Origin of the sequence: Borborobacter arsenicus, from assembly GCF_003934165.1 — a bacterium.
Classification (GTDB): Bacteria; Pseudomonadota; Alphaproteobacteria; order Rhizobiales; family Rhizobiaceae; genus Pseudaminobacter; species Pseudaminobacter arsenicus.
The window spans coordinates 60,239-82,311 of the sequence record NZ_RKST01000016.1; the positions used below are offsets into that span (position 1 = coordinate 60,239).

Genomic DNA, 22,073 nt, shown 5'->3' on the forward strand with positions numbered 1-22,073 from the left:
GTCTCTCCTGCATAAACGGGTGGGGTGGACGTTAATCATCGCATATATAAAACGATTGCGAAAAAATGCAAGAGACGATATCGAGTGAACGCATGCAGCAGAGAGTCGACGCGTTGTGGATGGCAGGGAGCAGCGAATGAACGAACCTTCGCTGGGCATCATCGCCAATCGGGACCAATTTTCGCATCAGCTCCTTCAGGTGCTGCTCATCGGTCTGACGATCGGGATGGTTCGAACCGTGATTCCCGCGCTCGCCGAGAGTGAATTCGAGGTCGCGCGCGGGTCGATGGTGCTCCTGGCGTCTTTCGTCGTCGCCTTCGGCGTGGTGAAGGGCGCTCTTAACTTTGTCGCCGGCCGTTTGTCGGAACAGATCGGCCGCAAGCCGGTCCTGCTCGCGGGCTGGGTCGCGGCGTTTCCTATTCCGTATCTCATCTACTTTGCGCCTGACTGGTCCTGGATCGTTGCGGCGACGGTACTGTTGGGCGTCAATCAAGGTCTTTGCTGGTCGATGAGTCAGACTGCAAAACTGGACTTCACCCGGCCCGAGCAGCGTGGCCTCACTCTCGGCCTCAACGAGTTTGCCGGCTATGCGGGCGTCGCCATCGCAGGAGTCGCCACCGCTTATCTGACAGAGAGTCTTGGCATGCGAACCGGCCTGCTGGTCTTTGGCATTGGCGTGATTGGAACCGGCACGGTGCTGACGATCTTCGGTGTGCGTGAGACGCTGCGTTTCGTTCGGCCAGCCACCGCCAAGGGATCTGTCAGAGCAAAACCGGCGCTCGGCACATGGGACGTGTTCGCCCTGATGTCGTGGCGGGATCGGCGCCTCGCAGCCCTGTCGCAGGCCGGCCTCGTCGAAAAGTTCGTCGATGCGCTTATCTGGGTGGTTCTACCGGTCCATCTCTTTTCAAAAGGCGTCGCGCTACCGCAAATCGGCTGGATTGCCGGAATCTACGGCGTCGTGTGGGGTGTGTCCCAGCTTGTCACCGGGCCGCTCTCCGACAGGATCGGCCGCTATATCCTCAATGTCGGCGGCATGTGGATCTGCACCATCGGAACCGCTCTGATGGTCGTGGTTGACGGCCCATGGGGATGGACGATCGCTGCTGCTATCGCAGGCTTCGGCATGGCGATGCTCTATCCCAACCTTTCCGCAGCGGTCGCCGATCTGGCGGACCCGACCTGGCGCGGATCGGCGATCGGCATCTACCGCTTCTGGCGCGATCTCGGCTATGCGGTCGGCGCGTTGGGATTGGGGTTGACGGCTAGCCTTTCAGGCTCGCTCGACGCGGCCTTCTGGTTCGTCGCCTTCTCCATGCTTGCTTCAGGTGCGCTGTTGGCCTGGTGGGGCGAGGAGTCCCATCCGGGCCTGTCCAATCGCCGCTAATCCCCAGCAGAATGGCCCTGCCACCACTGCCAAATCGTCCCTGCGTCGGGACGTACCGACGCTGGCAAGCCTTCCCCAGGCCTTCGGGACAGGTGCTCGCCCGCGCCTCGGGCTGATTGACCACGAGCATCGGAACGTCGGAGCCGAGTTTTGATGGACGCCTACGTCCGCCGACTATTCGCAAGAGCGGGATTCTCGGCTCAGGTACATAGATCGATGGTCGTCAGTAGATCTTTCGCCTTCAAAATGCCGCAAGTCGTCCAGTCGCGAGCGCTTCTGCCCAAGTCTACACCGTACACTTAAGCATGCAGCCAATTTGCTCCCAAGGAAGCGATTGTCATGATGGTACTTAGTCACCTTCTGTCAACTTCAATTCATTAAGGCCACGCCGTCGCGAGGAAGAGCTTCGATTTTGTTCAGCATCCCCTCGCGCGAAATTTCGCCGAGATGGATGTCCACGAGCCGGCCGTCCGCACCGATAAACAGCGTCGCCGGCAGGCCCGGCGCCTTGTAGTGCCGGCTCAGTTCGCCAAAATTGTCCATCAGTACGTTGGGCAGGAGCAACCCTTCCCGTGACAGATAGATACGGATGCGCGGCGCGTTCTCGCCCTGGTTGGCGAAGACGAAAGTGACGTCGTCATTCGCCGCGGCCACCTCGGCCATCATCGGCATCTCGCGGCGGCAAGGCGGACACCATGTTGCCCAGAGATTGATAACCATCGGCTTTCCGGCGAGTTCGGGAAGCGCGATGGACTGTCCTGAAAGCGTCTGGAGCGCATTGCCGGGCAGAGGCACGGGATCGACGCCTGACGTCAGGAGCGACGCGGCATTCCAGACGAAGACACCGACGGCGACGCCGGCGAGACCGGCGATCCTCCCGCGTGTCTCCTTGACCTGAAGAACCAGCAGGAGGAGCGCGGCAATGACGCCCGCCGGCCAAAAGAAGCCACCCTGCCAGACGGCGAGCGCGCGCCAGGGGTCGTCGGCAAACGTGCTCCAGTGCATGACGACGTGGGCAGTCCTAGCCGCCGCGATCCCGAAGACCAGGCCCGTCGTTGACCAGCGCGCTAGCCCGTCGCCGGACTTTCGGGCGGCGATCGTCGTCACGACGAGGAACGCGACGATCCCTGCGAGCGCGACGAGACGGTCGACCGACAGCATGAGTGATCCGATGGTGACGGCGTTCATCGCTTGAGCGCCGTCGCCGACTGGATGAGGTCGGACGAGGCGACGCTTCCGATAAGGCGGGTGCCGCTCCTTTCGCGGCGCGAAGAGTCGAAGAAGACCATGGTCGGCGGTCCCGCGATCTTGAGTTCCTTAAGCACCGCTTGGGCTGCGGCGTCGAACTCGCTGACATCGAACTTCACGAGATGAACGCCGTCCAGTGCTTTCGCCACCCCCTTGTCAGGCAACACCTTGCGTTCGATCGTGCGGCAGATTACGCACCAGTCGGCAGTGACATAAAGCATCAACGGCTGTGCTTTCTCTCCTGCCGCCTCGAAAGCACGCAGGAGACCCTCCCGAGATGCTGTCGTCGTGAACGTCAGGTCCGATCCCGCAGGCGGTGCGGAGCGCAGCACAATGCGCGCCATGGCCTGCATCGGCTTGCCGTTGCCGTCGATGGCGCCGAGCGCGAGGATGCCGGCGAGAAGCGTCAGCCCCATCGCCGCCGCCTTGGCTCGGCGCGACGAGATCCGGAGCACGAGGTCGACTGCGGCGACGATCAGCAGGAGCGCATAGAGCGACAGGTCCATGGCGATCGGCAGCAGTGGCGTAGCAACCCAGATCGCCGTAGCGATGAAGCCGAAGCCGAACAGGCGCTTGATCTCCTCCATCCAGCGACCGGCGCGCGGCAGCAGACCTCCGCCGAACGTGGCCATGGCGATGAGCGGCAGGCCCTTGCCGAAGCCCAGCGAGAACAGCGCCAGCGCACCGATCCGCCAGTCGCCGCCCTGCGCGATGTAGACGAGCGCGCCTGCGAGCGGCGCCGTGACGCACGGCCCCACGATCAGCGCCGATGTGAACCCGAGCGCGCCGGCAGATCCGAGCGAGCCGCCGCCGCTCCGTCCTGCAAAGCGGGAGGTCAATCCGCTCGGAAGCTGAAGTTCGAAGGCGCCCAACATCGAGCTGGCGAGGATGAGGAACAGCGCGGCGATCGCCGCGGTGGTCAACGGCGACTGCAGGGCAAACTGGATGTTCTGGCCGCTCCAGCCGACGATCGCCCCGACCAAGCCAAAGGCCACGGCCAGGCCGAGCACATAGGTCGTGGACAGGGCGAAGCCGCGGGCTGCAGTGGTCCGTTCGCCCTGGCGGCCGAGCATCCCGATTACGATCGGATAGATCGGAAAAACGCAAGGGGTGAAGGCGAGGAGCAGTCCGAAGCCGAGAAAACTCAGCATGATCCAGGCGACGCTGCTCCCCTCCAGGATCGAGGAGGTGTCTCCGGCGTCGTCTGCGATCACGATGCCGGACGCAGCAAGCGAGACGTCGCCGGCCACTGGCGCGATGAAGCCGCCGACAGGTTTCGTGACCACGAGCGTGTCGGGTGCGACGACACGCGCTTCCGGCCGATAGCAGATGCCGCCGTCCTGGCAGCCCTGATAGTCGACGCGCACAGGCTCTCCGGCCGCGGGTGTCAGATCCACGATGGCTTCATCGAAGATGACTTCGACATTGCCGAAGCCGGGATCGTCCTTGGCGACGCCTTCCGAGACCGTGAACGGCACGTCGGTCGCGCCCTGCGTGATCGTGAAGTTGTCCCGGTAGAGGTAGTAGCCCGGCGCGATATTCCATCTCAGCTCCAGCTTCTCCCCGACCCTCGCCACCGATAGGGCGAAGGCGTCATCGACGTCGAGCGGTGCGACCGGCTGCTGCGAGGAGGCTGCGCCGGCCGACAGGAACAGGGCAATCAGAGCCGAGACGATGAACCGCATCTTGATCAGGCCTTCTTCCGTTGCGAAGGAGCGCCGTCTCGGCGGATCAACTTAAGGCAGGCTTAAGCGGACGTCGGATACCTGCCCGGCAATCGGAAGGAGTTGGCGCAAGCGATGCGCATTCTCATCGTCGAGGACGATCCCATCCTGCTGGACGGCCTGACCGTGGGGTTGAAGCTTGCGGGCTTCACTCCGGATGCGGTCTCCTCCTGTGCCGATGCGGAGGCCGCGCTGCGCGCAAGCGACTACGAAGCCGTCGTCCTCGACATCATGCTTCCGGATGGATCCGGGATCGACCTCCTCGCCCAGCGGCGGCGCGAGCACGACGCCACGCCGATCCTTCTGCTGACGGCGCGTGACCAGGTCGCGGACCGTATCGCGGGGCTTAACGCCGGCGCCGACGACTATCTCGGCAAACCCTTCGACCTCGATGAACTCGCTGCCCGCCTTCGCGCGATCCAGCGGCGAGGGTCCGGCCGCGCCAGTGCGACGCTGCGCTGGCAGGGCGTGGTCATCGATCCCGCAACGCTGTCGGTCAGCCGCGACGACCTGCCGATCAATCTCACGCGTCGCGAGTTCACCATCCTGCGCCTCCTCATGGAGCGGCCGGGCGCGGTGATCGGCAAGCCTGCGCTGGAGGAGGCGATCTATGGATGGCAGGAGGGCGTCGAGAGCAACGCGGTCGAGGTTCACATCCACAATTTGCGCGCCAAGCTCGGCCCGGGGATTGTCCAGACCGTTCGCGGCATCGGGTATCGGGTCGGGGGAGAGCAGCCTTGAACTCGATGCGCGCGCGACTGCTCGTCATCCTGCTTCTGACCACGGGTGCGGTGTGGCTCTCCGCTGCGGCATGGATCTACTGGAGCACGCAGGCGCGCGTCGAGCAGGTGCTGGATGCCCGGCTGCGCGAAGCGGCGCGCATGGTGGATTCGCTGATCACGGACCATAGGATCGAGATCGCGTCGGCGGCCGAAGCGATCGAGGGCCTGGACGTCGAGCGGATGACCGATGAACCCTACAGCCATCAGCTCTCGTGCCAAATCTGGTCTCTGGCGGGGTCGTTGGTCGGCCGCTCCGAAGCCGCGCCCCGCGAGCGTCTGGCTTCGAGCGACGACGGCTTCTCCCAGACGGCGATCGATGGCGAGACCTGGAGGGTCTACACGGTCCTCAATTCCGAGCGCGGCGTCCAGGTCATGGTCGGCGACAATCTGAAGGTCCGCCAGTCGCTGGTCAACGACGTCATGACCGGCACCTTGCTGCCCATGACTCTGGTCCTTCCCGTCGCCGGTCTCCTGATCTGGCTGTCGGTACAGCGGGGCTTGCGGCCACTCGACCGAATGGCGGCCCTGCTTGCAAGGCGGCACGCAAACGATCTCCGTCCCGTCGACCTGCCCGACGCACCCGGCGAGTTGCGGCCCGCACTCGACGCGATCAACGGGCTGTTCGGTCGCGTCGCCAGCGCCCGCGACCGCGAGAAGAGCTTCACCGCCTTTGCCGCGCACGAACTGAAGACGCCGCTGGCGGGGCTGAAGACGCAGGCCCAGATTGCGCTGGCGTCTGACGATCCCAAGACCAGCCGCCATGCGCTCGAACAGATTGTCAGCGGCGTCGACCGGTCGTCGCGGATGGTCCGGCAGTTGCTCGACCTTGCTGCGGCCGACGCGAACGAGGAACGGGACGTCGCAGGGGCGGCGGACGCAGCTACAGTCGTGCGCGACGCCATCCGGTCGGTCGAAAGCCTTGCGGCGCGGCGCAACGTCGGCATCGAAGCGCAAGGGCTTCCGGACGGAAAAGTGGCCTGCGACCGGGCACTCGCGACCACGGCACTGCGCAACATCCTGGAAAACGCGATCCTGCATTCACCGGCGGGTGAAACGGTGCGGATAGCGGCCTCGACATCGGATCAGAAAACGCTGTTCAGGGTCGAGGACGGTGGGCCCGGCATGACCGAAGACGATCTCGCACACGCTCGTGCGCGATTCTATCGCGGCACGCACCACGATGGGGCGGGGTCCGGTCTCGGCCTCGCAATCGTGGACACCATCATGCGGCGTGCGGGCGGAAGCCTGACGCTAGCAAACCAGGAAGGCGCCGGCTTCACCGCCACCCTCCATTTCCCGAAGGCCTGATACGCTCAGCCTTCTTCTGCCCGCGCTCGCGCATCCTTGATCACCTGTTCGAAGCCGGCCTTGTCCAGCGCCGAGGCGACCAGGAACGGGCCGATCAGGTAGGCCGGCGTGCCCTGCAGACCGAGCGCCTCGGCAATGGCCAGGTTGCGCGTGAGCTGTTCCTCGATCTCCTTGCGATGCATCTTCAGGTCAGCGTCAAGACGGGCAATGTCGATGTCCGTCGCCTCCAGCACGCTTCGCATCGCCGCCGCGTCCGCCCGTCCCTCCTGTGCCATGAGGGCGGTGTGGGCAGTCTCGTACTTTCCCTGCCACTGCGCCGCGAGCGCCAGCACCGCGCCATCCTTCGATGCCTCGGTCAGGATGGGCCACTCCTTGTAGACGAGGCGGATGTCGCCGTCGGCCGCGACGACCTCAGAAAGGGGTGTGCTGGCGCGGCGGCAGAAGGGGCAATTGTAGTCGAAGAAGGTGACGATGCTGAGCGAGCCCTTTGCGTTGCCGCCCACGGGCGAGCCAGGATCGTTCAGCACCATCTCCGGATCCAGCCCCTGTGCGAACGCCCGGTCGCGGAAACTGCCGATGCCCAGAAGGAGTCCGGCGGCGCCAAGGCCGATCAAAAGCTGTCGGCGGGAGGCCGACCGGTCGAGGAATGCCGTGGTCCGGGCATGGGGTACTTGTCGGGTCATGATCGTCCTGCCGTGTTGTCGATGCCCGCAACCTGACGACGGGACTTAAGGCAGGCTTAAGCTGGCGCGGGCTGAGGATGCGGAAAGCAAAAAAGCATCGAGGCCAGCATGACATTCCCGGCAGATCCCTCAAAGTCGGCGCAGCGGGCCGGCGTTCCGCGTCGCGCCTTTCTCGCCGGTGCGGGCGCGCTCTTTCTCGGAGGCTGCACGACGGCGCTCCCGACCGCGCCGACGCCTGCGCTGGTTGCCGCGCCGCCGCCGCCACCACCACCCCTCATGTATGCCGCCATGCCGAACGAGCAGTTCCCCATCCCCGCCGTCGAGACGGAGAAGCTCGACCGCCGCTTCTGGCGCCAGGAGATCGACTACCCGACGGACGAGCAGGTCGGCACGCTGATCGTCGATACGCCGGGGAAATACCTCTATCATGTGTTGCCCGGCGGACGCGCGATGCGCTACGGCATCGGCGTCGGGCGCGAGGGGTTTGCGTGGGCGGGTCGCGCCATCGTCGCCTACAAGCGCAAATGGCCGCGCTGGACGCCGCCCGACAGCATGGTCGCTCGCCAGCCGGAACTCGAACCCTATTCCATCGCCAATGGCGGCATGGGGCCTAGCCTGAAGAACCCACTGGGCGCCCGGGCGCTCTACATTCACGAGGGTGGCCGCGACACGCTCTACCGGCTCCATGGAACACCGGAGGCATCCTCAATTGGCAATGCTGTTTCGTCGGGCTGCATCAGATTGGTCAATCAGGATGTGGCGCATCTCTACGACACGGTCCGCGACGGCAGCGCAATTGTCGTCATTCCCGACCGATCGATGTCGCATCTTCTCGTCTGAGGTGTGGGGACCCTGTGAGTTTTTTGCGCGCAAAGAGATAGATCAGGGCCAGAATGCTCGAATGGCCTCCGCCGTCTACAGGTTCCACTGTTCGTTCAGTCTTGCGGCGACGAGCGAAATGAAGGCTGCGTAGAGCATCTGGCGCCTGAAGGTCTTCGCCGCGCCAACCCCGTTTGTGCGGTCGGTCGCAACCTACATTATCGCTCACAGCTCCCAAGTGCCGACTGGCTGACCTTCCATGCCTCAGCAGATGCGCAGTCGGCCCAGGTGTCGGACGTCGCTCTCGGGCAAGGCAAACCAATCGCTCAGCGCGTCGACTGTTCTGACCGGCAGTGTCTTGCGATGGCTGCCATAGCGCGGCGCGACACCCTGCTCGGTTATGTAGGCGGCGCGGTAAACTCGGTCGTCAACAACAGGTTGGCCATTGGCGGTAAAGCCGGTCTCGATCCGTGCGCCATGCGGGTTCTCGATCTTCACATTGAAGATCAGACCACGAAAGCGCTTCACATAGCCTCCGCGCTGGCCGAACGGATCGCCACTGAAAGTCGCCTCCAGATTGTCCTCCATCATCCCGCGAATCTCTCCTCCGGTCAGATCGACCGTCTGGATCGGGGGGTTCATCGGGACCATGCACAGGAGATCGTGCACCGTTATGGGCCCGGCTGGGATAGGCGCGCCATATCGCCAGCCATTGGAGAAGGCGATTTCGGTGTCGGCTGCCCGGGCGATCGCAGCCAACAACACGTCGTCCATCGGGGAATCAAGGCAGGTCACGCGATGAAGTAGCCGGTCTGTGTGCCCCACGATTTGCTCGCGCAAGTGGCGCGTTGGTTCAACCGCGGAAGCAACCAGCGCCTTCACCCGCGGCTCCTCCGAAACGTCCGCGTCAACCGGGATCAGCCAGTGCCGCGCATCAGCGATGCGGCCGCCTTCGACGGTTAGGTCGAGACGCCCGACGAAACTGCCATGGCAGCCGGACTGGATGATCAGGGCGCCATTGCGAGTCATCGGCGCGGTCAATCGGTTGTGCGTGTGGCCGCTCAAGATCACGTCGATACCGTCGACAGCCTCGGCCAGCGCGCAGTCCTGCGGGAACCCGAGATGCGAAAGAACCATGACAAGGTCGCATCCCGCCTCGCGCAATCGCGCTCCCTCGCGCCGCGTTTCCTCGATCCCGTCCGAGAAGCGCAAGCCCTCAGAAAACGACGCTGGCATGGTCTTGTCGAGGATGGTTGCAGCTAGTCCGATCACTCCGACCTTGACGTCATTCCCGCTGATCGCGGACCCCGGAAAGCGCGGCGCCGCAGGATCTTGTGCCTCACAGTTCGCAGCGAGGAACGGGAAGTTTAAGGTCTGGGTCAGTTCCTTTAGTCGGCTCGGACCGTAGGCAAAATCCCAATGCCCCGTCATGGCGGAAAGCCCGAGCGCGTTGAGGATGGGAACGATCGCGTCACCGCGGCTCGAGACCAGCGCCGGCGTGCCATGAAACGTGTCGCCACTGTCGAAGGCCAGCACCTCGCCATGCGAACGGGCCTCGGCGAAGATCGCCGCAATCCTGGCAAACCCTCCCATGGTCGCGATGGAGGGTCTGTCGGCTGTCCAGACGATCTCGGGATGCGGTTCCAGATAGCCGTGCGTGTCGTTGATCTGCAGCAGCGTCAGTTTAGGCACTTTGCAATCTCCGGATAGACATTGTCGCCTACCAGCGTGACAAGGCCATTTCGGCTTAAGCCATGCTTAAGCGAGGTTCAGCACGTCCAAAATGACGTCGGCTCTTCTCGTGCAGTGGCTTGTCGACGAAGTGAGGCGCTGGCAGCTCTCGTCACGATCCTCATTCCTCTCATGGGCGTCACCTCCGGATTCAATCTCATGCCCCGGCGCGCGTTTACCAGCCGACATCTAAGCAAACGCGGTACGGTCAGTCGCTCTGCCATGACCTCGAGCGCGTCGCTCCGGCTAGGCGATCTTATTCCGGTCGCGCTTTGCGGAAAGGTCGTGGCGGCCCTGATGGTCCGCGCCGTCGCCGAGATTCGGCTTCACCCACGGCCTGCCATCGCTACCGGTTCGTCCTGGTCTCGCCGCAGCTCCGGTTTCACTGTCACGCGAAGGATGGGTCCCGTCACCAGCGCCGTCAGGAACACGATGGCGACCAGCAGCGGCGACATGACCTCGGGCAGCGACCCGTCCGGCACCAGACCGAGCATGATCAGGGCCAGGCCGGCCCGAGGGACCATGCCCGCACCGACGATGACGCTTTCCCGCGTGGTGTAACCCATGATCCTCGACCCGAGCCCGCAGCCGACCAGCTTCCCCGCAATCGCGGCAGCGAGGACGACGAGCACGAGCGGAACCGCGTCGACGAGAAGGAAGAGATCGGTCTGCAGGCCGATGACGCCGAAGAAGATGGGCACGAGAAACCCGTCTGAGAGCGCTTCGACACGGTGCACCATGGCGGGCTCAGCTTCCTCGGTGTAGTGCAGGAAAGCGCCGGCCACGAACGCTCCGAGCACGTCCGCGAGACCGAAGAACTCGGCAGTCCACCCAAAGCCCAGGACGAGGAGGACCGCGACGGTGAAGTGCATCTCGCGGCTGCGCAGCCGGTAGACCCATCGCATGACGGGCTTCAAGAGGAAGATGCCGACAACGGCAGCAAGGGCGAGGAACGCCGCGACCTTGCCGATGACCAGCCACACAGGTTCGGCCGCAGCGTCGCCGCCGAAGAACGACACGACGAAGATGATCAGCAGCATGGCGAGTATGTCGTCGATGGCGTGGGCCGCCATCGAGAGCAATCCCACCCGCGTGCGCATCAACCTGAAATCCGTGAAGACGCGGGCCGTCACGGCAAGCGAACTTGTCGACAGGGCCGCACCGAGAAAGAGGCTGGACGCGACGCCGAAGTCGAACAGCCATCCGGCGCCGAAGCCGAGCCCGACGGAGAACACGATCCCCAGAACAGAGACGAGGACGCTCGGCCCGGCGACCTTCCGCAACATGCGCAGATCGGTCTCCATGCCGGCGAGGAAGGTCATGAACAGGATGCCGAGGTGACCGAGAAACTCCAGCGTCTCATTGGGCGCAATGAGGTTCAGCGCCGTCGGGCCCAGCAGGAGCCCGGCGAGGATCTCGCCCAGCATCGGCGATTGGCGCGCGCGCGTCGCGAGCTCTCCGCCGATGCGAGCCGCAAGGATGAGGACGGCAAGCGCGAGAAGGATGTTCATGCCGGGTCCTTCCCGAACAGCGCCCGGAAAATGTCGCGCCCGCGCAGAAGACCGAGAAGCCGATCGTCCTTGTCGACGACCACAAGCTGGGCGATCTGCATCGTTGCCATGCGCTTGAGCGCAGCGCGGAGCGGTTCATCCACGCGGCAGGTGGAAGGCCGGCGCATCATCATGTCCTCGAGATCGTCGATCAAGCCTTCCCGGATCAGCTTGCCAGGACCGAATGAGAGGGTCGGCTCGCTCGGCGAGAGCACGCGAAGCAGGTCGAGTTCGCCGATCGTGCCGGCAACGCGGTCGTTCTCGTCCAGAACGGGGAAGACGTCCTGCGACGTCCCGGACAGCGCCTCGAGCAGCGCGGCGGGGAGGTCGCTGGTCCTGAGACTGCGGAACTCGGTGACGATCAGGTCACTGACTTTTGGTTCATCGGCTTCAGCCACCGTCCGTTCCCTCTTTTTCGGCTGGCGCGGCCTTGCCCGTTCTGGCTTCGCGATCGAGATAGCGCTGGACATACACCTCCCTCACCAGCGTCAACCCCAAGGCGGCCATCGGCGTCGCGAGCGCGAGGCCGAGGCCGCCGAATAACACGCCCATGAGCAATTGCACTGAAATCACCAGCGCCGGCGCCAGCGACGCCCGCTCCTTCTGGATCAAGGGCGTAATCGCATAGCTCTCCAGCGTCTGAACGCCCACGTAGACGCCTACGACCAGCCACACGGTCGTGGGGCCATCCGACAACGCCAGAAGAACCGCCGGCGCTGCGGCGATTATCGGGCCGATATTGGGGATGAAGGCGAGAAGCGCCGCGATGAGGCCAAGTATGGGCGCGAGCGGCACGCCGACAAGCCACAGGCCGAGCCATGTCAGCACGCCGACCACGGCCATCGACATGAGCTGCGCGACGAGCCAGTTCTTCAAGGAGCCCGTCGCCTTGCGCAGTACCTCATCGCCGTCGTCGCGCGCTGACGGGGTGAGCAGGCTGACCAGACCGCGCCGGTAGGCATCCGGATCGAGCGCGACGTAGAGCCCGATGAAGAGCATGATGACGAAGTTGCCGAGCGCGCCGAACGTGGTCATGACCGCGGTGGTGGCCACTCCGCCGCCGCCATCCGACATCAGAGCTTCGGGCCTGGCGCGCCGAAGCAGTTCCTCCCCCCACGCATAGTCCTCCAGGCGCGCGCGCAGATCTTCGACCGCCGCGGGCAGCTGCTCGACCAACTCATCGAACTGTTCGGCGGCGGCCGGCGCGAAGGCGAACAGGACGCCAGCAAGTCCAAGAACGACCAGAAGTACGAAAAGCCCAATGCCCCACCCGCGACCGATACCGATGCGGCGTACCAGCCAGTCACCGCCGCCGCCGAAGAAGACGCCAAAGAGAAGTCCAGCGAAGACGACCAGCAGGACATTCGGCGCGAAGGCCAGGGTAAGCGCAAGCAGCGCGAAAAGGACGATGAGAGATATGGAGCGGCGTCCCGGGGGAAACCTTTAGTCCACGCGCGCGCCGACCATCCCGCATCAGGCAGCCGCTCCATGCAAAAGAGTGACGGCCGTATGGAGGTCCATCCTCACGATCCGAAGTTCGAACTCGTGCGCCGTTCCAAGCTTCCGCTTCGGATACTCACTTGTCGCCATGAAAGGCGTCCTTGGCCTTTCCGGCGCCATTCTGCACTTTGCCATCAACCTGGTCAGCCTTGCCGCTGCGCTCGGTTTCCTTGTCCCCGGTGGCCTTGCCGACCATCTCCTTGGCTGATCCGATCGCGTCCTTCGCTTTACCTTTTGCCCGGTCTTCATTCATGGCAGTTCTCCATCGGTTGTGTGGGAGAACAACGAAGAAGGGAGGGGCTACGTTCCGCCCTCGGCTCGGATCAGCTGGCCTTTGGTCTGCCTCGCACAGTCAATATGCGGGCTGCCAGAACTCGGAGGTGTTCCGAAGATTTGGGAGTTGCCGCCTGGCCGACGGGATAATGCGATCGTGGCTGCATGGGCTGGTCTTCCGCGAGCCGGAGCGGTTGGGCTCCGCTTCACCCGCAGATTGCAAGGGGCGGCCGAGAAAGAGTAAGGAGTTGGTACCGTGCGACCCATAGGAACTGGGTCAGTGGATGTCGAGAAGGTGTTGCAGACGCAATATCGCCATCGCGAAAATCATCTCGTCGAACGCATAGGCTGGCTCAGGGCGGCGGTGCTCGGCGCCAACGACGGCATTGTGTCGACAGCGAGCCTGATCGTCGGCGTCGCCGCATCGTCGTCTGGGCAAGGCGCAGTGCTCGTCTCGGGGATCGCGGGACTGTTTGCTGGTGCCATGTCGATGGCGGCTGGCGAGTATGTGTCGGTCAGCTCCCAGTCAGACACGGAAAGAGCCGATATCGCTCGCGAGCGGGACGAACTGTCGAGCGACATCGACGCGGAGCGCGATGAACTCGCCGCGATCTACGTCAGGCGCGGCCTCGACCCTGATCTTGCCCGAACGGTCGCCGATCAGCTGATGGCAAAGGACGCGTTGGGCGCCCATGCGCGAGACGAACTGGGCATCTCCGAAGTTACCGCCGCCCGCCCGCTACAGGCAGCCTTCACCTCCGCAGCGACCTTCGCGACCGGAGCGGCCTTACCGCTGCTGGCGGCGATGTTGTCTCCAGGTGCACCCCTTATTCCGGTGGTCGCGGTCGCGTCGCTTATCTTCCTGGCCGTTCTCGGGGCGTTAGGTGCGCATGCGGGCGGGGCGAACGTTGCCAAAGCCTCAATGCGCGTAGCACTCTGGGGCGCTTTCGCGATGACGATTACAGCCGGGATCGGAGCCCTGATCGGAGGCGCCGTTGCATAGTCGCTGCCCGGACCCGCAGTGCCGTGGGTAATGGCTCAGACGGTCTGATGTGTTTTCGGTTTTCTTCATCCAGATTGGCGATCATCCGCAGTTGCCATTTTAAGTTTCCGTGCCCTGATCTTCGAAGCGGCAGAAATACGTGGTGCGCGCGACCGTCTTTCCATCGAGAGGCACATTCTCGAGCGTGACGGCGAAGACCTCACGGTCTGATGGCACCGATAGCGGTCCCTTGATCGTGACATCAGGATTGTCGTCGGGCGTGAGTTCGAACGGCGACGCTCCCCCGGCGGTCGTTCTGTCCCATACGACCGAGCCGTAATCGTAGTCACCCTCTGCCGCGAACGTGGTCTCCATCCGCGTCTCTGAAAGAAACAGATAGAACTCCACCGCTCTCGGAGCCCCTTCCGGCACACGGCCCCATAGCCAGTCTTCCGTTTTGGCGCTCGACGGCTTCACCTCGGCGACGAGGGCACGGCAATCGTCATCCGTGGGCGCCCGTGATGCAATCGGGTGCCAGAGGTATACGCCGACGGGCGGCCCAACCTTATCGTCTCCGGCCGCTCCTTCAGCGGCAACGATCAATGCCGCAGTGGTCGTAAGGATCCTCATTCCTCTCATGGGCGTCACCTCGGGATATCAATCTACTGCATCATGTCGACCGACGATCGCGTTTCCGTATGCGGTGTGGCCCATCTCCGGTCGGCGGCAATGGTTATGGTAGCCTGTCGGCGATACGTTCCATCTGATCGATCTCCTCGCGTTGCGCCTGGGCGATCTCGCCGCACAGGGTCACAAGTTCGGTGTCCGAGAGGTTTGCCTCCCGGCACATCAGGATCGCCCCGGAATGGTGCGGTATCATGGAGGCGATGAACTGGCGGTCGTCGATCAATGCCTGGGCGCGCGTCGCCCAGAAGGACGTCGCCGTTAAGGCCGCCAGGACGAGATACAGTGCGACGTTCAGACGCTTGTTAGGAAACATGCCCGGCATCGTCGCCAGCATGAAGATGCCCATCGGTGCCCACATGGTGATCGCCATGTAGAACATGTTGAGATTGTTCCTGTAGTCGCCCAGGCCGTCGATCATCGTGAACATGACAACGTACATGACCGCGAGGCCGAGAATCATATTCAACCAGAACATCAGATACGGACGGCCGTGGCCCGCTTCATCGTGCTCGCCGTGATCATGCGTCATTGCAGCCTCCTTCGTTTCAGTGTCCCATTCCTGCGGGTTTGAGGATCATCCAGACAGCCATGCCGACCATCATCAGATTCTCGGTCAGCGAGACGAAGCCGAGAGGAACATTGCTGTCGCCGCCGACGCAGGCGCATTTCAGTTCGCGCTTGTCGACGTAGACGGCCTTAAACACGGAGACCGCGCCGACACCGCCGATGAAGAGAGCCACCGGGATAGAGATCCACATCAGCGCTCCGGCGACCATGAGGATCCCGGCGAGGCCCTCCGCAAAGGGGTAGACCTTGCCGTATGGAACCCAGCGCTGCGCCAACAAGTCGTAATTCAGGAACATCGTGGCGAAGCCATCGACGTCCTTCAGCTTCTGGAGCGCGAGCAGACACATGGCGAAAGCCACGAACCATTCCGCCGCGGCGACCGCAAGCACGCTGCCATAAGCCGCCCAGCTCGCCGCGAGCGCCATGGCCAGCGCCATGCCGAACAGTGCGATGACGGGCGTATACGTGACGGCATCCTTGTCCTTGACCTCTTTCCCAAGATACCCGCGCAGGTCGTCGTAGCCGCCGACGCGCTTTCCGTCGATAAATGTCTGGGGCGTGGTTTCGACCTGGTGCCTAGCCTTGAAGATGTCGGTCTCCTCGCGGGAGGTGAGGTGATGATCCTCGACTTCGAACCCCTCGCGCTTCAGAAGGTCGAGCGCTTTCAGGCCCCAGGGGCACGTGTGTTCCGGCATGACCATGCGGTAAAGTTCGGCCTTGCGGACTGCTGTGGCGGGCATTGTGGAATCCTTCCCCGCTAGAACCGCGCCGTCGCGGCAATGGTTCCGGACAGGGTACTCGGTATCAGGCGCCGCCGCCGACAAGCGACGTTAGCCCTGAAGACACTTTCCAAGCGTCAGATAGAAGTGGCCCGACCGCATGCTCGGACCGAACGCCGACGCGTTCGGTGCCAGCGGAGCAGCAGATTCGGACTGGCGGTCACAATGCCCTCGCGCGGATTCGTCTGTGATGTTCGATCGGGCCATCGCCCACGAGATCATTTCGAAACCGTCGCAGCTATGCGATGCGCGATCGCGACATAGTCGCCGTCGAAGTGATGGCCGCCCGACGTGGTGACCACCTCGAACCCCGGGCCGAGGCGCGGGCATCCGCTTTCGGTATCTTCCGAACCCCAGAAGCAGACAAGCTTGTGGGTCGGCAGGCTTCGCATGGCGCCCACAACGTCAAACCCGGAATCCTTCCAGCCGAGCCATCCCGCCACCGTGATTTCGAAGCTCGTCGTCTGGCCCGGCGCCAGCAGGGCGATCGTGGCGACACGATCCCGGACGGTCACGGAAAGCTTCCCATAGGCGAACGGAACCGTGTCGGCGCCGAAGGAATAGCCGATGAGCAGGACCGGGAGACTGGCCGTAGGATCCGCCGCGGCAATCAGTTTCTCGAGGTCCTTTGCCAACGCTTCCGGCGTGCGCTTGGTCCAGAAGTAGCGGACGGCGTCGAGCCCGACCACATGCAGTCCCTGGCTGGCCAGCCACTCGCCGATGGTCTTGTCGAGGTCGCGCCAGCCGCCGTCACCCGAAACGATCACAGCGACTGCCTTCGGCGGCGATTTGGACGGCAGGTCGATTGCCGGCAGGTCGTCGATCGACGAGACTTTTTTCGCGATGGCCGAGACCGCGTCGACCGCCTGCCTCGGCTTGTCGCCAAGGGCTATCGGCACAAGGTTTAGCCCCCGCAGCGAGGAAGAACCGGCAAGGGCCGCGGCATCCGGCTGACGGACAAGGAGCGTTACTGGCGCCGGAAGAGGCCGGTCGAAGGCGTAGCGGTAGCCTTCGCCGAGGGGCAATCGCATGGAAGATGCGCCGGGGCAGAACGGCAAGCGGAGCGACAGGCTGTTCTCGAAGTCGATGCCCACCGCGCCCCCGAGCGTGTTGGCGGGCGCACCAGCGACTGCCGCATAGGCGAAGGTCGCCCCCTGGCCGCGTCCGACGACGATCGGCATGCGATAGGTGTCGACGCCAGCTTGTTTCTGAGCCAGTTGAACGAGATCCGTGAGGTCTCCCACCACGTAAAGACATTGGCCGTCCCAGCCGTCGAGGCGGCGCGCGTAGCTGGCGAAATCCACCTTCAGCACCATGGAACCGGAAGCGGCAAGCGCATCTGTCAGGTCCTCGTCCACGCCGGACCAGCCGGTGCGGTCCGAAAGATAGATCACGACTGAGCTGGGCCTTGTCGAAGCGCCCTCGACGGGAATGGCGTCCAGTTCTCCGGAAGAAACAATGATGGAATTGCTGAGCCATCTGCCGTAGGCGAGCAGGCCACCGATGAGCGAGGCGAGGAGCGCCACTGCGAGCAACGGTCTCAACGCTTTAGCGCTCCCATGGCGCTGCCCGAGATCAAGGTGGTCACGTCAAGGAGCGCCTGAGGCAGCCTGAGGCCGCCGGGGCAAGCCAGGAACTGTGGCGTCCAGACAGGCTGGAACTTTTCCTTAAAGCTGCGCAGCCCTTCGAAATTGTAGAATTCGTCGGCGCGGCTGTAGACGAAGGTTCCGACCTTGTTCCAGGTCGAGGCGAGCGGGTGCTGGGCCAGCCCGGCAAGCGGCGCCGCGCCTAAATTGAACCAGATATAGCCCTGCGTCCGTCCGTAGAGGAGCAGATGGGCAAAAAGCGCGTCCATGGTTACCTTTGAGACGCCCGGACGGTAACGCATCAGATCGATGGAAAGCTCGGACCCGTCTCCCGACCGCCAAAGGTTGGCGAAGGCGACGATGACGCCGCCCTTGCGCAGGACCGCACAATCGAATTCCCGCAGGTAGGCGGGATCGAACCGGCCGAGCGAGAACGACTTCTCGTGACCTGACTTGATGGCGAGCCAGCTGTCGGAGACCTCATTCAGTTCCGCCATGACCGCCGGTACGTCCTCCCGAGGCAAGACCGCGAAATTGAGGCCGTCGCGCCCGGCGCGCTTGAGCGCATAGCGGAAGTCGCTCGCATGCTTTCCGTCCATGGTGAACGTGGCAAGGTCAACGCGTGCGACTTCACCGATCTTGAGGATCGCCAGGCCAAGGTCGAGGTAGTTCGTCAGGTATCGATCGCCGACCGCGTAGAAGACGGGAAACCGTCCTGCCGCGTAGGCGTTCTCGGCGAACTTCCAGACCAAGTCCCGGCCGCTCGATTCGCTGCCGACCGGATCGCCCATCGACACCCAGGAGTGCGCGGCGACAGCATACATGACGAAGGAATCCTTCTGGTCGGCTACGAGAAAGGCCTTGTCGCCGAGATAGGCGACGGAGTTCTGAGTGTCCGAAGACCGTTCCATGATCTGCCGAACGGCGGACGGCACCTGTCGCTTGGCACTTAAATGCAAGAATGCAGCGGTTTTGTCCGGGTTGGGCACTTAATCGTGAGAATCTCGACTGTTCGATTCTCAAATTAACTGCATTTGCCCGGAAGCTCGCAGCTCGCCGGCTTGAGCTATCATGTTTTCGGCAGCGTCAGAGAATCTGACCTTGTTGTCGCCCATCATGTGCTCACGCAACATGCGGAGCATTTCGGGGCCAGCACGCTCGACGATGGCGACCCCGGCGAGGAGAGCCGGCCGCAGCTGAAGCGGCAGGATAGGCTTTGCGGGGGTCGGCAAGTTCACCTGTCCGGCAGCGACGACCTCGTCGAGATCTGGAATGATGGCACCGAGCACCCGGTAGCGCCAAAGCTCATGCTCGCGCGGCAGGGGCCAGATCACCCGCCGCATCAGGAGAAGCCGTGCGATTTCGACTGGCGACGTCCAGGTTCGGTTGCCGCGTTCGGCTTCATCGTCGAGCAGCTTTTCGCCGCGCCGAGCCGCAAGGCGATATTGGCCGAAAGGGGAGGGGACTTCGCGCCCGTTTTCGGCTCGAAGCAGGTCACCGCATAGAGGACATGTGATGCGCCATCCCGACAATTGGCTTCGCAGGATTGGCGCCGGTTCTGGACCATCTGGGCTGCATCTCGTGCAGTACTGCGTTGGTCTTGCTGCGAGGAGCCGATGCGATGACTTCGGCACATCGATGAAGGTCATTCGACGCAAGACGGCCGGTTCGATGGCGAACATGCTGGCGAGGCGGACTGCCTGATCTTCACTCACATGGAGATCGGCGGCACGTACCGAGCGCACTTCCGGCAGGCAATGTCGAAGCATGACGAGTGGTGGAACCGCGTAGAAGGTAGCGTGCCGGCTAATCCACGACGACAGCAGTTCGTCGGTATAGGGTGACAACAATACCGGCAACTGCAGGAGCGGCATGTTCTCCATCATGCGAATGCCGCCTCGGCATCGAATTCAGGCTCCCATCTTTCGATCGCTTCGTCGGTGATGTTTTCGCGGCCGCTTTCGACGGCGTCGATCGCGAGGCTGTTGATCATGAGGAAGATGTTCGCCGTGATGCCCTCCGTAATCTGCAGGATCCGGCGCAGCGATTTCGGCGTGAGCACCGAAGGTCGTTTTAGCGGCGTGTTGCGCAGGATCGACGTCACAAGGGTCTCAAACTGCTCGTTCGCGGCCCATCTGCTCAACGTGAGTTGTTCGAACCTTCGCGCAAGCTGAACGTCGCCGCTGATCGCCTCCCGCGCCTCGTTGACGCCGAAGCATACCAGCGAGATCTGCAAACGATTGCTGAGGAAGCGCAGAGTGTTCAGAACAATGCGCTGCTCGCGATAGGAGCCTGCGAGAATGTTGTGCACCTCGTCGATGACCAGCACCTGGACGCCGATGGCCTCCATGATGCGCAGCGCCGCCTGTTCCATCTGGGCGATGTCGGCGCGCGGCCGCTGCGGTGCGCCGAGTAGGGTGAGCAGCTCGGCGTAGAAGCGCCGCTCACCCGGGCGGCTGGTCATTTCCATGGCAAGGACCGGCGTCTTCAGCGTGCCCGTCACCGGATTGAAGCTCGGCGGGTGCTCGTCGCGGAAGCGCTTCATGATCATGGTCTTGCCCATGCCGCTGTCGCCATAGATCGCGACCGAGGGCATGCGCGTGCCTCGCGGATAGTCGAGCAGCGCGCTCAGCCGGTCGAGCGCCTGCTTGGCGCGCGGGTACAGCACCCAGCGGCGTGATCGTATCGCGCGAATGCGCCGTTCGTCGGTTTCGGCAAGCAGCGCCGAGGCACCGGCGGTCAGGTGGGAGATTTCATCGTTCATATTCACTCCAGCTCAATCTGTATCCTCAACAAAGGGTACAGGTTTGCTGGAGTCGACGCCGCGGAGCGAGCCCAATCCCCGATCATCCACCTTCGATTTCGAAGAAGCCTTCCCGCGTCGCGCAGCTGCCGTCTTGTTGGTTGCCGCCTCGACCAATTCTCGCTGTGCAACGGCGGTGCGGACGATGGCGCGGGTATCGACTTCGCTACGGCCCTTTGCACGCAAGGTTCGGCGGGCGGTCAGTGCCTCGTGCAGCGTTATCGAGGGCAGGGTCACGTCGGCATAACGGGCCTCCACGAAGTTTCCCGACGGTCGCCGGACGAAGATGCGCGCCATGTCGCGCGGATCGTATTTGACAAGCAGTCTCCGGTCCGAGCGTCCGACATCGGCGCTCAGTGCCGGCGACCAGTAGCGCAGTTTGAACAAATGAATCCCGTCAGGCATCAACGTCCGCTCCTGCTCCGGCAGGAACGTCAGCCAGAAGCGCATTCGATCTTGCGGCAGCCGAAGCGGGATCTCGTCCTCGTGCTCCCGCCACACCGCGATCGGTGGCCGGTCAAGGCTACTGTGGATCGACTGATGGTAAGCGCCCACAATGTCGAGAGCGATGTAGCGCTCGAGCTCCCTCAAAGTCAGTGCCGCATGCCGCTTGGAGTCGTAGTCGCCTAACTCCTGTTCATTGCTGAATGTTGTTCCGGGCAGGAGATGCAGCCTCCCCATCTGAGTGCCGATCAGGCGTTCGATATGACCACCGAAACGCGGCTCACCCGGTGGTCGCCATTCGATCGCGATGCCCGCGTCCTGGCATCCTCGCTTGAAGGCCCGACTACGGAAGTCCGGGCCGTTGTCGACATGCACCATGTCCGGCAGACCGGCGACGGGCCAAGGATCCATTATCTCGCGGTCACGCAGCCATGCCGTTTTGTCGAACACCGAGTGTAGCAGGCACAGGCTAGTGGAAAGGCGGGACGGCGCCTCCATCGTGAGATAGAAACCGGTCACCATCCGGCTGCAGACATCCATCGCCAGCGTCAGCCATGGCCGTCCGATCGGCTGCCGCGTCTCCTCGTCAACGATGAAGATGTCGGCCTTGGTATGGTCGATCTGGACCACTGCCAGGGGACGGGAGGCCTCGAATGATCCGGGAACGGCCGTTGTCGCCGTGACGATCTTCTGTTCGCCGCGCGGCTTTGCGCGTTTCTGCAGGTCGATATCCTTGACGCGGGCGACGATTGTTCGGCGATGCGGCGGCTTCAGTCCGACCGAGAAGCAGTTCGTCTGCACGTCCCGCACCAACTGCGAGATCGTCGGTCGGGTCCGCTTCAGGTAAAACCTCTTGATGGTCGTGCTGACGATCTCCTCGCGCTTCTCGTCCAGCGTACGATGCCCCTCAGGTCGTCCGCGCTTACGATCGACAAGAGACAGAACGGTCCCGCCGGCGCGGAACAGCTTGATCAGCCTGTAGGCCGTCGCCTGGCTGACATTCATCTCAGTCGCGAGCCCGGAAACCTCTGCCGCGGTCGCACCGTTGGGATTGCGCTTCAGGAACTCACGGATTGCATCCGCCCGTCGACAAGCTTCATCCCAAAGCGCTTCGTCGATATCGTCAGGGAACCGATCGATCATGGCAGGCTCGAGAGGAAAAACATCGCGAGCGTCATTCTCATATTAAGTGCAAAAAGCCAATGCGCATTGTCAAATTA

The 22,073-nt window shown here is 63.3% G+C and carries 21 protein-coding genes; 5 read left to right on the forward strand and 16 right to left on the reverse strand.

The window, feature by feature from the left end; all coding sequences use genetic code 11:
* Positions 1 to 136 precede the first annotated feature (136 nt).
* On the forward strand, positions 137 to 1,387 hold the full coding sequence (locus EET67_RS17895) for an MFS transporter (RefSeq protein WP_128627567.1): 1,251 nt from the start codon (positions 137 to 139) through the stop codon (positions 1,385 to 1,387).
* A gap of 369 nt (positions 1,388 to 1,756) precedes the next feature.
* On the opposite strand, the gene EET67_RS17900 is transcribed toward EET67_RS17895, so the two are convergent.
* Positions 1,757 to 2,548 carry a TlpA disulfide reductase family protein gene (locus EET67_RS17900; protein WP_165899947.1) on the reverse strand — a complete coding sequence of 264 codons (792 nt, stop codon included), beginning with the start codon at positions 2,546 to 2,548 and terminating at the stop codon, positions 1,757 to 1,759.
* A gap of 23 nt (positions 2,549 to 2,571) precedes the next feature.
* The gene (dsbD, locus tag EET67_RS17905) at positions 2,572 to 4,320 is read right to left on the reverse strand and encodes a protein-disulfide reductase DsbD (protein WP_128627569.1); all 1,749 of its coding nucleotides are present in this window, start codon (positions 4,318 to 4,320) and stop codon (positions 2,572 to 2,574) included.
* A 114-nt stretch (positions 4,321 to 4,434) separates the two neighbouring features.
* Here dsbD and EET67_RS17910 point away from each other — a divergent pair, with 114 nt between their 5' ends.
* Both EET67_RS17910 and EET67_RS17915 read left to right on the forward strand, forming a co-directional pair.
* Complete coding sequence (locus EET67_RS17910) at positions 4,435 to 5,100, forward strand: response regulator (protein ID WP_128627570.1); 666 nt, start codon at positions 4,435 to 4,437, stop codon at positions 5,098 to 5,100.
* Positions 5,101 to 5,105: 5 nt separating this feature from the next.
* Positions 5,106 to 6,449, forward strand: coding sequence for an ATP-binding protein (locus EET67_RS17915; protein ID WP_245451035.1), 1,344 nt, complete (start codon positions 5,106 to 5,108; stop codon positions 6,447 to 6,449).
* 5 nt (positions 6,450 to 6,454) lie between these two features.
* On the opposite strand, the gene EET67_RS17920 is transcribed toward EET67_RS17915, so the two are convergent.
* A complete protein-coding gene (locus EET67_RS17920; protein ID WP_128627572.1) occupies positions 6,455 to 7,132 on the reverse strand; it encodes a DsbA family protein in 678 nt (225 codons plus the stop codon).
* Positions 7,133 to 7,240: 108 nt separating this feature from the next.
* Between EET67_RS17920 and EET67_RS17925 the strand changes: the two genes are divergently transcribed.
* Positions 7,241 to 7,972 (forward strand): L,D-transpeptidase, encoded by a 732-nt coding sequence (locus tag EET67_RS17925; RefSeq protein ID WP_128627573.1) that lies wholly within the window; start codon positions 7,241 to 7,243, stop codon positions 7,970 to 7,972.
* A gap of 243 nt (positions 7,973 to 8,215) precedes the next feature.
* On the opposite strand, the gene EET67_RS17930 is transcribed toward EET67_RS17925, so the two are convergent.
* The 5 genes from EET67_RS17930 to EET67_RS17950 all read right to left on the reverse strand — a co-directional run bounded on the left by EET67_RS17930 (position 8,216) and on the right by EET67_RS17950 (position 12,985).
* Complete coding sequence (locus tag EET67_RS17930) at positions 8,216 to 9,643, reverse strand: bifunctional metallophosphatase/5'-nucleotidase (RefSeq protein WP_245451012.1); 1,428 nt, start codon at positions 9,641 to 9,643, stop codon at positions 8,216 to 8,218.
* 365 nt (positions 9,644 to 10,008) lie between these two features.
* Entirely contained in the window at positions 10,009 to 11,193 is a 1,185-nt protein-coding gene (locus EET67_RS17935) for a cation:proton antiporter (protein ID WP_128627574.1), read from the reverse strand.
* The gene (locus EET67_RS17940; protein ID WP_165899948.1) at positions 11,190 to 11,630 is read right to left on the reverse strand and encodes a CBS domain-containing protein; all 441 of its coding nucleotides are present in this window, start codon (positions 11,628 to 11,630) and stop codon (positions 11,190 to 11,192) included. The genes EET67_RS17935 and EET67_RS17940 overlap by 4 nt, the downstream gene beginning before the upstream one ends.
* Positions 11,623 to 12,651: an AI-2E family transporter gene (locus tag EET67_RS17945; protein ID WP_128627576.1), complete on the reverse strand. Its 1,029-nt coding sequence runs from the start codon at positions 12,649 to 12,651 to the stop codon at positions 11,623 to 11,625. Before EET67_RS17945 ends, EET67_RS17940 begins: the two co-directional genes overlap by 8 nt.
* 157 nt (positions 12,652 to 12,808) lie before the next feature.
* Positions 12,809 to 12,985 (reverse strand): CsbD family protein, encoded by a 177-nt coding sequence (locus tag EET67_RS17950; protein ID WP_128627577.1) that lies wholly within the window; start codon positions 12,983 to 12,985, stop codon positions 12,809 to 12,811.
* A gap of 300 nt (positions 12,986 to 13,285) precedes the next feature.
* Between EET67_RS17950 and EET67_RS17955 the strand changes: the two genes are divergently transcribed.
* Positions 13,286 to 14,008, forward strand: a complete 723-nt coding sequence (locus tag EET67_RS17955) for a VIT1/CCC1 transporter family protein (RefSeq protein WP_245451014.1) — start codon at positions 13,286 to 13,288, stop codon at positions 14,006 to 14,008.
* Between the two features lie 99 nt (positions 14,009 to 14,107).
* Here the strand turns inward: EET67_RS17955 and EET67_RS17960 are convergent, their stop codons facing one another.
* From EET67_RS17960 to EET67_RS17995, 8 genes are all read right to left on the reverse strand, one after another.
* The gene (locus EET67_RS17960) at positions 14,108 to 14,626 is read right to left on the reverse strand and encodes a hypothetical protein (RefSeq protein ID WP_128627578.1); all 519 of its coding nucleotides are present in this window, start codon (positions 14,624 to 14,626) and stop codon (positions 14,108 to 14,110) included.
* A 94-nt stretch (positions 14,627 to 14,720) separates the two neighbouring features.
* The gene (locus EET67_RS17965) at positions 14,721 to 15,203 is read right to left on the reverse strand and encodes a DUF305 domain-containing protein (RefSeq protein ID WP_128627579.1); all 483 of its coding nucleotides are present in this window, start codon (positions 15,201 to 15,203) and stop codon (positions 14,721 to 14,723) included.
* A 16-nt stretch (positions 15,204 to 15,219) separates the two neighbouring features.
* Positions 15,220 to 15,981 carry a glutaredoxin family protein gene (locus tag EET67_RS17970; RefSeq protein ID WP_245451016.1) on the reverse strand — a complete coding sequence of 254 codons (762 nt, stop codon included), beginning with the start codon at positions 15,979 to 15,981 and terminating at the stop codon, positions 15,220 to 15,222.
* Positions 15,982 to 16,238: 257 nt separating this feature from the next.
* A complete protein-coding gene (locus tag EET67_RS17975; RefSeq protein WP_128627580.1) occupies positions 16,239 to 17,564 on the reverse strand; it encodes an AcvB/VirJ family lysyl-phosphatidylglycerol hydrolase in 1,326 nt (441 codons plus the stop codon).
* Positions 17,561 to 18,517: a phosphatidylglycerol lysyltransferase domain-containing protein gene (locus EET67_RS17980; RefSeq protein ID WP_128627581.1), complete on the reverse strand. Its 957-nt coding sequence runs from the start codon at positions 18,515 to 18,517 to the stop codon at positions 17,561 to 17,563. Before EET67_RS17980 ends, EET67_RS17975 begins: the two co-directional genes overlap by 4 nt.
* A gap of 108 nt (positions 18,518 to 18,625) precedes the next feature.
* Positions 18,626 to 19,492, reverse strand: coding sequence for a TniQ family protein (locus tag EET67_RS17985; RefSeq protein ID WP_128627582.1), 867 nt, complete (start codon positions 19,490 to 19,492; stop codon positions 18,626 to 18,628).
* Entirely contained in the window at positions 19,489 to 20,370 is an 882-nt protein-coding gene (locus tag EET67_RS17990; protein ID WP_128627583.1) for a TniB family NTP-binding protein, read from the reverse strand. Before EET67_RS17990 ends, EET67_RS17985 begins: the two co-directional genes overlap by 4 nt.
* Before the next feature lie 12 nt (positions 20,371 to 20,382).
* Positions 20,383 to 21,996, reverse strand: a complete 1,614-nt coding sequence (locus EET67_RS17995; protein WP_128627584.1) for a Mu transposase C-terminal domain-containing protein — start codon at positions 21,994 to 21,996, stop codon at positions 20,383 to 20,385.
* Positions 21,997 to 22,073 lie beyond the last annotated feature (77 nt).